This is a genomic window from Flavobacterium algoris (assembly GCF_048158525.1).
GTDB classification, from domain to species: Bacteria; Bacteroidota; Bacteroidia; order Flavobacteriales; family Flavobacteriaceae; genus Flavobacterium; species Flavobacterium algoris.
The window spans coordinates 63,879-74,713 of record NZ_JBLNKT010000019.1; the positions used below are offsets into that span (position 1 = coordinate 63,879).

General features: G+C 34.1%; 6 protein-coding genes and 3 tRNA genes. 6 read left to right on the top strand and 3 right to left on the bottom strand.

Annotation, left to right across the window (positions count from 1 at the left end):
- Positions 1-58 precede the first annotated feature (58 nt).
- A complete protein-coding gene (locus ACM55I_RS10965; protein WP_416846838.1) occupies positions 59-2,605 on the bottom strand; it encodes an ATP-dependent Clp protease ATP-binding subunit in 2,547 nt (848 codons plus the stop codon).
- Between the two features lie 256 nt (positions 2,606-2,861).
- Between ACM55I_RS10965 and gyrA the strand changes: the two genes are divergently transcribed.
- Positions 2,862-5,486 carry a DNA gyrase subunit A gene (gyrA, locus tag ACM55I_RS10970; RefSeq protein WP_416846839.1) on the top strand — a complete coding sequence of 875 codons (2,625 nt, stop codon included), beginning with the start codon at positions 2,862-2,864 and terminating at the stop codon, positions 5,484-5,486.
- A gap of 49 nt (positions 5,487-5,535) precedes the next feature.
- Positions 5,536-6,804, top strand: a complete 1,269-nt coding sequence (locus ACM55I_RS10975) for a tetratricopeptide repeat protein (protein WP_416846841.1) — start codon at positions 5,536-5,538, stop codon at positions 6,802-6,804.
- Between the two features lie 72 nt (positions 6,805-6,876).
- Here ACM55I_RS10975 and ACM55I_RS10980 read toward each other — a convergent pair whose 3' ends face one another.
- The gene (locus tag ACM55I_RS10980; protein WP_039109829.1) at positions 6,877-7,638 is read right to left on the bottom strand and encodes a C40 family peptidase; all 762 of its coding nucleotides are present in this window, start codon (positions 7,636-7,638) and stop codon (positions 6,877-6,879) included.
- A 72-nt stretch (positions 7,639-7,710) separates the two neighbouring features.
- Positions 7,711-8,889: an acetyl-CoA C-acyltransferase gene (locus tag ACM55I_RS10985; RefSeq protein ID WP_416846842.1), complete on the bottom strand. Its 1,179-nt coding sequence runs from the start codon at positions 8,887-8,889 to the stop codon at positions 7,711-7,713.
- A gap of 229 nt (positions 8,890-9,118) precedes the next feature.
- Here ACM55I_RS10985 and ACM55I_RS10990 point away from each other — a divergent pair.
- From ACM55I_RS10990 to ACM55I_RS11005, 4 genes are all read left to right on the top strand, one after another.
- A tRNA-Ser gene (locus ACM55I_RS10990) sits at positions 9,119-9,202 on the top strand.
- Positions 9,203-9,219: 17 nt separating this feature from the next.
- Positions 9,220-9,294: transfer RNA gene (locus tag ACM55I_RS10995), tRNA-Pro, on the top strand.
- 23 nt (positions 9,295-9,317) lie between these two features.
- A tRNA-Arg gene (locus ACM55I_RS11000) sits at positions 9,318-9,391 on the top strand.
- 357 nt (positions 9,392-9,748) lie between these two features.
- The gene (locus tag ACM55I_RS11005; protein ID WP_416846843.1) at positions 9,749-10,411 is read left to right on the top strand and encodes a hypothetical protein; all 663 of its coding nucleotides are present in this window, start codon (positions 9,749-9,751) and stop codon (positions 10,409-10,411) included.
- Positions 10,412-10,835 lie beyond the last annotated feature (424 nt).

Sequence of the window (10,835 nt, forward strand, 5' to 3'; positions counted from 1 at the left end):
AATAAACCCGTTATGTTATAAAAACGTAACGGGTTTATTTCGTTTAATTCTAAAGAATTTATGGATTCGTTGCTTCACCTGCTTTATGAACTTGTACGGTCAGCTCTTGGGCTCCGTCTTCAATATCCATGAAAATTTCGTCTCCAGAAGCAATTTTTGAAGTGATAATTTCTTCAGCAAGTGCATCTTCCACATATTTCTGAATCGCTCTTTTTAATGGTCTTGCACCAAATTGTCTATCAAATCCTTTGTCTGCAATGAATGCTTTCGCTTTATCAGAAAGATTTAATTGATACCCCAATTCTGCAACACGAGCATATAATTTTTTCAATTCGATTTCGATAATCAAATCAATATCATGTTTTTCTAAAGCATTGAACACAATTACATCATCGATTCTATTAAGGAATTCAGGAGCAAAAGTTTTTTTCAATGCATTTTCAATGATACTTTTCGAATTATCATCGGCTTGAGCCACTTTAGCGGCAGTACCAAAACCAACTCCTTGACCAAAATCTTTTAATTGTCTGGCTCCAACATTGGAAGTCATAATAATTATAGTGTTTTTGAAATCAATTTTTCGGCCTAAACTATCCGTTAAATAGCCATCGTCCAGCACTTGTAATAACATATTGAAAACATCAGGATGCGCTTTTTCGATTTCATCCAATAAGACAACACAATATGGTTTTCTTCTTACTTTCTCGGTTAATTGACCCCCTTCTTCGTAACCTACGTATCCCGGAGGCGCTCCAACTAATCTAGAGATTGCAAATTTTTCCATGTATTCGCTCATGTCAATACGGATTAACGCATCTTCTGAATCGAATAATTCTTTTGCCAATACTTTTGCCAATTGTGTTTTACCAACACCCGTTTGTCCCAAGAAAATAAAGGAACCAATTGGTCGGTTTGGATCTTTTAACCCAGCACGATTTCTTTGGATAGAACGAGAAATTTTCATTACCGCTTCCCTTTGTCCAATAACCTTTCCTTCGATTAATTCTGGTAATTTGGCTAATTTGTTGCTTTCAGTTTGAGCAATACGATTTACCGGAATTCCAGTCATCATAGAAACCACATCGGCTACATTGTCTTCGGTGACTTCAATTCGATTGTTTTTAGCATCTTCTTCCCATTGTTCCTGGGCAATTGCTAAATCTTTTTCGATCTTTTTTTCGTCATCACGAAGCTTGGCAGCCTCTTCGTATTTTTGTTTTTTAACAACAACATTTTTCAATTCCCGAACATCTTCTAATTGACGTTCCAGATCCAAAATCTGTTTTGGAACTTCAATATTGGTGATGTGAACTCTGGAACCTGCTTCGTCTAATGCATCAATAGCCTTGTCTGGCAAGAAACGCTCGGACATATACCTGTCCGTTAATTTCACACAAGCTTCAATCGCTTCTTGCGAATAAGTAACATTGTGGTGGTCTTCGTATTTATTTTTGATGTTATTTAGAATTGTAATGGTTTCAGCAACACTTGTTGGTTCCACAATTATCTTTTGGAAACGTCTTTCTAATGCACCATCTTTCTCAATATATTGACGGTATTCATCTAGTGTTGTAGCACCAATACATTGAATTTCGCCTCTTGCTAATGCAGGTTTGAACATGTTAGAGGCATCTAGTGAACCGGTTGCGCCACCAGCACCAACAATGGTGTGAATTTCATCAATGAAAAGAATAATGTCATCATTCTTTTCTAATTCGTTCATCACTGCTTTCATACGCTCTTCAAACTGTCCACGGTATTTTGTCCCAGCGACAAGGCTCGCCAAATCTAATGTTACAACGCGTTTGTTGAAAAGGATTCGGGATACTTTCTTTTGAATAATTCGCAAAGCTAACCCTTCGGCAATAGCTGATTTTCCCACTCCAGGTTCCCCTATAAGCAGTGGATTGTTCTTTTTGCGACGGCTCAAAATTTGAGAAACACGCTCGATTTCTTTTTCACGTCCCACAACAGGATCTAACTTTCCTTCTTCGGCCATTTCAGTTAAATCCCTACCGAAATTATCCAAAACAGGTGTTTTAGATTTCTTATTTGATTTGTTGGCAGGATTGTTAAAAGTACCTTCTTTAAGACTGTCATCTTGTCCTGAATCGTCATTATATGATTCGTTTCTTGGCAAGTTTTCTAAAAATTCTTCTTCGCTTGGAGTCATATTTAAATATTGTTCTTTAGCTACATCATAATCTATTTTAAGTTTATTTAGTAGCTTGGTTGTTGGATCGTTTTCATTTCTTAAAATACATAACAATAAATGTGCTGTACTAATGGACGAACTATGAAATACTTTTGCTTCAAGAAAAGTGGTTTTCAACGCTCGTTCTGCCTGGCGTGTCAAGTGTAAGTTTTTCTTTTCAACATTAACGTCTACGCTTGGACTTGCGGGGCTTAGGATTTCTACTTTTCGACGTAAGTGGTCTAAGTCGACAGATAGGTTATTCAATATTTGTATTGCTTTTCCGTTTCCATCTCTTAAAATACCCAGCATCAAGTGTTCAGTTCCTATAAAGTCATGACCTAATCGCAAAGCTTCTTCTTTGCTGTAGGTAATAACATCTTTTACTCTTGGTGAAAAATTATCATCCATAATATATAATTGATATCGTAAATTTAGTGAATTAGTAATTGAAAAACAAAAATCGTTCCCTTAACAAGTACTGTCAGCTAATAGACAAAAATAATAATAATATTAAAGTTAAATTTCCCTTAAATTATTAACTAAAAGTGAAGATTAATTTGTTAATAAATCATTGAAATAAGTAGGTTTAAATAGGCTCTAAAATTTCAAAAAGCTGTATATTGGCACGTTTTGAAACTAATATAATTTTTTAATATAACAACTTATGTCTGAAGGAGAAAAGTTAATTCCTATTAACATTGAAGATGAAATGAAAACTGCTTACATCGATTATTCGATGTCCGTAATTGTATCCAGAGCACTTCCAGATGTTAGAGATGGCTTGAAACCAGTACATCGAAGAGTATTATTTGGAATGCATGATTTAGGGGTTAACTCCAGATCTGCCCATAAAAAGTCTGCAAGAATTGTCGGGGAAGTTCTTGGAAAGTATCACCCACACGGTGACACCTCTGTTTATGATGCTATGGTTCGTATGGCACAAGAATGGAGTATGCGTTATTTATTGATTGACGGTCAGGGTAACTTTGGTTCTGTAGATGGCGATAGTCCTGCTGCGATGCGTTATACAGAGGCTAGAATGCGTAGGATTTCGGAAGAAATCTTGGCGGATATCGATAAAGAAACGGTTGATTTTAAATTAAATTTTGATGATACATTACAAGAGCCAACGGTTATGCCAACTCGTGTTCCTACCTTATTAATAAATGGGGCAACAGGAATCGCAGTAGGTATGGCTACTAATATGCCACCTCACAACTTAACGGAGGTAATCAATGGTACATTGGCTTTTATGGACAATAATGATATTGAGATTGATGAATTGATGACGCATATTAAAGCTCCAGATTTTCCTACTGGTGGTATCATATATGGATATGAAGGCGTTCGGGAAGCATTTAAAACCGGTAGAGGACGTATTGTAATGCGTGCTAAAGTAGGTTTTGAAGAAGTGGACGGAAGAGAATGCATTATCGTTACCGAAATTCCTTATCAAGTCAATAAAGCTGATATGATCAAGCGTACGGCTGATTTGGTTAATGACAAAAAAATTGATGGAATTGCAAATATCCGAGATGAATCGGATCGAAACGGGATGCGTATCGTTTATATTTTAAAACGTGATGCAACACCAAATGTGGTTTTAAACACACTTTATAAGTTTACTCAATTACAATCTTCGTTTAGTGTAAACAATATTGCAATTGTAAAAGGGCGTCCGCAAATGTTGAATCTGAAAGATCTGATTCATTATTTTATCGAACACCGTCATGATGTGGTGACACGCAGAACGCAATTTGAATTGAAAAAAGCGGAAGCAAGAGCGCATATTTTGGAAGGTTTGATCATAGCTTCGGATAATATAGATGAAGTAATTGCTTTAATCAAAGCATCAAAAAGTACCGAAGAAGCAAGAGAAAAATTAATCGAAAGGTTCAATTTATCAGATATTCAGTCTCGTGCAATTGTAGAAATGCGTTTACGTCAATTAACAGGTCTGGAACAAGACAAGTTAAGAACGGAATATGATGAGATTATGAAGTTAATTGAGCATTTAAAAGCTTTATTGGCCGATGTTAATTTAAGAATAGCTTTAATTAAAGAAGAATTGACTGAAATTCGTGATAAATACGGAGATGAGCGTCGTTCTGTAATTGAATATTCAGGAGGCGATGTAAGTATTGAAGATTTAATTGCAGATGAAAATGTAGTAATTACAATTTCGCATGCAGGATATATTAAACGTACCAATCTTACGGAATACAAAACTCAGAATAGAGGAGGAGTTGGTCAAAAAAGTGCTGGAACAAGAGATCAAGATTTCTTAGAGCACATGTTTGTGGCAACGAATCACCAATATATGATGTTCTTTACCCAAAAAGGAAAATGTTTCTGGATGCGTGTTTATGAAATACCAGAAGGAAGTAAAACTGCTAAAGGTAGAGCTATCCAAAACTTGGTAAATATTGAAAGCGACGATAAAGTAAAAGCATTTATCTGTACCCAAGATTTAAAAGATAAAGAGTATATCAACAGCCATAACCTTATTATGGTGACTAAAAAAGGTCAGGTTAAGAAAACATCTTTAGAGAAATATTCTAAACCTAGAGTTAATGGTGTTGCTGCAATCACAATTAAGGAAGGCGATGAATTATTAGAAGCAAAATTAACCAATGGAGAAAGTCAAATTATTTTGGCTGTAAAATCTGGTAAATTAGTTCGTTTTGAAGAGACTAAAACCCGTCCAATGGGAAGAACTGCTTCTGGAGTCCGTGGAATTACTCTTAAAGATGATACAGATGAAGTTATTGGCATGGTTACTGTAAATGATATGAGCAGCGAAATTTTAGTTGTTGCTGAAAACGGATACGGAAAACGTTCAAGTCTTGACGAATACAGAATCACAAACCGTGGTGGTAAAGGAGTTAAAACCTTAAATATTACAGAGAAAACAGGGAAACTGATTTCGATAAATGCGGTTACGGATGCTGATGATTTAATGATTATCAACAAATCTGGATTAACCATCAGAATGGCTGTCGAAGATTTAAGAGTTATGGGACGTGCTACGCAAGGAGTGAAGTTGATTAACATTAAAGGAAATGATTCTATTGCAGCAGTTACAAAAGTAATGAAAGACGATGTGGCTGAAGTTGTTGTTGATGAAGAAGGCAATGTAATTGAAAACGAAGCTATTGAAAGAGTTAAGCCAGTTTTAGAAGTACTTGAAGACGAAGGAACAGAGGAAGACGATGATGAGGATGAGTCTGAAGAGGACGAAGAATCTGAAGATGATGCCGAAGACGAAGATTCTGATGATGAGGCTTAAAAATAAGAATGTAAAAAAGAATAATTATTAAACAAAAACCAAGAATATTATGAAAAGTAAATATGTAATACTTGCATCAGCATTATTGATATCAGTAGCTACTTTTGCTCAAAAAGATCAAATTAAAGCAGCCGAAAAAGCATTGAAAGGCGGAAATTCTCAAGAAGCTGCAACAATTTTGCAAGGAGCTGAATCTTTGATTGCGAATGCTACAGATGCGGAAAAAGCACAATTTTTCTTTGTAAAAGGAAATACTTTATTAGACTTAGCAAATAAGAATGTTGATATTGATACAAATCTTTCTCTTGCTGCAAAAGCATATCAAGATTTAATTGCTGTTGAACAAGCTTCGGGAAAAGTTAAATATTCTACTCAAGCCGCTACGTCAATTACGCAGATAAAATTCAAGTTAATTAATAGTGCAATTGCAGATTCTAAAATTGATAAGCATTCTAGCAGTGCTAAAAAATTATATGATGCTTATTTGTTAGATAAAAAGGATACCATTAATTTATATTACGCTGCTTCTACTTATGTTAATGCTAAAGAATATGATCCGGCACTTAAGCTGTATGATGAGTTGAAAAACTTGAACTATTCAGGAAAAGGAACAAGTTATTTTGCTGTGAATAAATTAACTAGCGAAGAAGATGTTTTTGCAACTGCTCAAGAAAGAGACAGAATGGTGAAACTAGGGACTCATGACAAGCCAAGAACAGAGGTGATCCCTTCAAAAAGAGGAGAGATATATAAAAATATGGCTTTGATTTTAGTAGAAAAAGGTAAAACGGAAGAAGCTAAAAAAGCAATTGCCGAGGCAAGAGTTGCAAATCCTGAGGACACTTCGTTGATTTTGACTGAAGCTAACTTGTATTTAGAAACTAAAGATTTTGATACCTATAAAAAATTAATTTCAGAAGTTTTAGAAAAAAATCCTAATGATGCTGATTTGGTTTTTAATTTAGGTGTAATTAGTGCAAATGCTAAAAATACAGTTGAAGCTGAGAAATATTATAAAAGAGCGATTGAAATAAAACCGGATTATGTAAATGCGTATCTTAATTTAGCTATCATGAAGCTAGATGCTGACAAAAAGCTTTTTGATGAGATGAGTAAATTAGGAAATTCAGAAAAAGATAATAAACGTTATTTAGTTCTTAAAAAGCAAAGAGAGGCTGTGTTTACGGATGCTTTACCATTTTTAGAAAAAGCTAGCGAATTAGATCCTAAAAATGCAGAAGTTAAAGCAACTTTATTAGGGGTTTATGGAGCATTAGAAATGACAGAAAAGAAAAAAGCATTGAAAGCTAAGATGTAATACTCTTTTAAATAGATTAAAAAAACCTATCTCGAATGAAATTCTTGATAGGTTTTTTTTTTAGATTATTTTTTAGATTATTTTTTTGATTACTCGAAGTTTATGAGTGTGTTTGTTTGTTTCGGGATTATAGATTCCTAGATGATCTAACCTGTCAATTCGTATTTTTCCGCTTGCATGGATAATGTAATTGTCTTCCATGATGATGCCCACATGAATAATATTGCCTTCATCGTTATCAAAGAAAGCTAAATCACCAGGTTCGCTTTCTTCTATAAAACTCAATGCCTCTCCTTGTCTTGCTTGTTGTGAGGCGTCACGTAATAGTTTATATCCGTTAAGTTTGTAAACCATTTGTGTAAAACCGGAACAATCAATACCAAATGGTGTTTTTCCACCCCATAAATAAGGAGCATTTAGATATAAAAAAGCAGTATTAATCAATCCTTCTTTGGGCTTGATACCACTAATTTTAGTTCCCTCAAAGTCAAAACTTGAAGTGTTGATTTCATTGTAATTTAAAAATGATACCGATGAACCTAGTGGAATTGGGATTAATATATTATTTGGCGCAGTAATGTATTCTATTAAATCAGCATTCAAAATGATTGCGTCTTTGGACAATTGATTAAAACTGGATTCTGAAATCAATTGGTATTGTTTAGAATCTACCCAGCCTTCATAATCATCATATTGCATTTTGATTCGAGACCATTGTTTCAATTGTTCTAAAATTTCAAAATGTTCGCCAAACAAAACTTGAGAAACGATTTCGCTTCTGTCATTTGGTTCAAAGCGAAGTGGGATTATAGCTAGATTACAAATTCCGAACATTTAGGTCAATTTATGAGTTAATAATTATGGGTTATAAGTTTCAAAACTCATAACCCATAACTTATAATTATTTTAGGCTCTTTCAATAACAATTGCTGAAGCGCCACCACCGCCATTACAAATTGCAGCGGCTCCAATTTTACCGTTATTTTGTTCTAAAACATTTATTAATGTAACAATGATTCTTACTCCTGAGCAACCTAATGGATGTCCTAGAGATACAGCCCCACCGTTTATGTTTACTTTACTGTCATCTAATCCAAGAATTTTGGAATTAGCTAAGCCTACAACGGCAAAAGCTTCGTTGAATTCAAAATAATCAACATCACCAATTGCTATTCCCGCTTTCTCTAAAGCTTTAGGAATTGCTTTAGATGGAGTAGTTGTAAACCATTTTGGTTCTTGTGCTGCATCGGCGTAACCATTAATGTAAGCTAAAGGTTTTAGGCCTAAAGCGATTGCTTTTTCTTCACTCATTAATATTACTGCTGCTGCGCCATCATTTATAGTCGATGCGTTAGCTGCGGTAACTGTTCCGTCTTTGGTGAAAACAGGGCTTAATGATGGTATTTTGTCTAATTTTACATTAGTGTATTCTTCGTCTTTAGAAACTATAATAGGATCTCCTTTTCTTTGCGGAACCGCAACAGGGATAACTTCATTGTCAAATTTCCCGGAATCCCATGCTTTCGCACTACGCTCATACGATTGAATTGCGAAGTCATCTTGTTCTTCTCGAGTAAAACCATATTCTGAAGCACATAAGTCAGCACACACTCCCATAGCGCTGTTATCGTAAGCATCAGTTAGTCCATCTTTCTGCATTCCATCAATCATGGTTGCAGGACCAAATTTAGTTCCATTTCTCAAATGCAAGTAATGCGGAATTAAACTCATATTCTCCATTCCTCCGGCTACTACAATTTCGGCATCCCCACATTGAATTGCTTGCGCACCTAACATGACAGCTTTCATCCCAGAAGCACAAACTTTATTTACTGTGGTGCAAGCAACGGTATTTGGTAAGCCAGCAAATAAAGCTGCCTGACGAGCAGGAGCTTGACCTACGCCAGCCTGAACGACATTGCCCATAAATACTTCATCGACTAAATTTGGATCTAAATTTATTTTTTCCAAAGCACCTTTAATAGCGACTGCACCTAATCTTGGAGCAGTCACTGTAGATAATCCCCCCATAAAACTTCCGATAGGTGTCCTAACGGCAGAAACGATAACAACTCTTTTGTTCATAACTTATAAAATGTTGGTTTATGAAGCAAATTTAATCTTTTTTAAACAATTTCAAATTTTGATTATGCCATTATCTTTTTTAAAAAATATTTTCATTCTATATGTTTGATTGTGAACAGTTTTTATAAAAAGGATAAAAAATATTAAAAAAAAGACCTCAAATAGTTGTGAGAAGTCTAAAGATGTCTTAAATTTGCAACCGCAAAACAGGACACGTTTCTTTGAGCTTGGAGGGGTGCCAGAGTGGTAATGGAGCAGTTTGCTAAACTGTCATCGAGTAATCGGTGCCAGGGTTCGAGTCCCTGTCCCTCCGCTTATTTTTTTGCACTTCGGGGTGTAGCGTAGCTCGGTTATCGCGCCTGCTTTGGGAGCAGGAGGCCGCAGGTTCGAATCCTGCCACCCCGACTAGATTTTTTTACATGAGCAATGGAGGCATAGCTCAGCTGGATAGAGCACCTGCCTTCTAAGCAGGCGGTCGAAGGTTCGAATCCTTCTGCCTTCACTTAATTCCCCTTATAAGCTACTGGTTGTCAGTGTTTTTAAGGGGTTTTTTTATTGTTTGTATCTTTTAAAAAAAGTCTTTCGATAGTGTTTTTTTTTTTTATTTTTCACCACTTTTGACACAGATTTTGTACAGATAAATTTTGTGTGTCAAAAAAATGTTACAATCATTTTTAGAAATTATCATTCTATTATACTCGCTTTGTGAACTTTATTTGATAAAAATCTCTTTTATTAAATAAACGGTTATGATATTTTAATTTATATTATTGAGAAAGAACGTCAATAAATATAAAAAAGGTTTTTAGAGTTGGCTTATGTTTAAAATTGTGTTAATTTGTGATAAAATATTAAATATATGGAAGAACACTGGGTTAAAACCTTGACTAAAAGTGTAGCTGCAAAAATTGTTGCATTTGTTTTGCTTTTACTTTTAGCAATTGTAGTATTAATTGGAATTTTTACTGATAAACATGTCAAGATATTTGGAATAGAATTTAATGATACTATTAATAGAGATACAATAGTTAAATATGTAAATATTAATCCTGACACTTCAAGAACTATAAGAATTGCGAAGGGTAAAATTAATCAGACTAAAGTTAGCTTTAATAAAACACCACCTTCACCATACTCTAGTTTAAAAAAAGATTCTGCAAAAACTAAATATAATTTTAATGAAAAAGTTGAAGCTACAAATCTCCAAATTGGGAACAATAACACTCAAAATAATTATGGGATACAGCCAAGAATAATTAATGAAGAGTTTTTAAAAGATTTTTTTGTAATGTTTCCTAATAAGACAATGCATGTTGGGTTTATAGCGCCAAATTCAGAAGGTGAAATTATCAATGTGAAAAATCAAATAATAAAGGTTCTAATCTCAAGAGGTTATAATAATATTGAAAATACAAATGGAATTAGAATTTTATTAGATTCTGCTCTTTCAGATGAAAAACTAACTTTAGTTCCTAATGCAATCGGAGGTATTTCTTTTTACATTCCTTCGGCAAGGAAGTAAGATTTTTACAAAAAAAAGATTGAATTATTGTTTTTAAATGTTATCTACATTAAAAATAAAAATTTTTGGCACAATTTTGCCACGCAGAAATAAACAATTCAACAATAAAGTGCGCTACGAGTTGTGTTAGTAATCCTTCTGCCTTCATAAAAACCCTTATAAACATCTGATTTATAATGGTTTTTAATTTTAGATGACATTTTAGGTAGAATTTTTAAATGTTATGAAGTATTTTAATTAAAAATATTCTTTCAACTACTCCCAGAAAAAACTTAACTTTCTGATCCATTTTAACACATTGCATAAAAAGAGGTTGTCTGAAAAGATAGCCTCTACTTGTTTTAAGGAATACCTGATTTAGCAGAAATTTATTAAAAATTGAAAATATTGCCTTAATAATTGTTCTAAAAGTTTGTTTATTGCC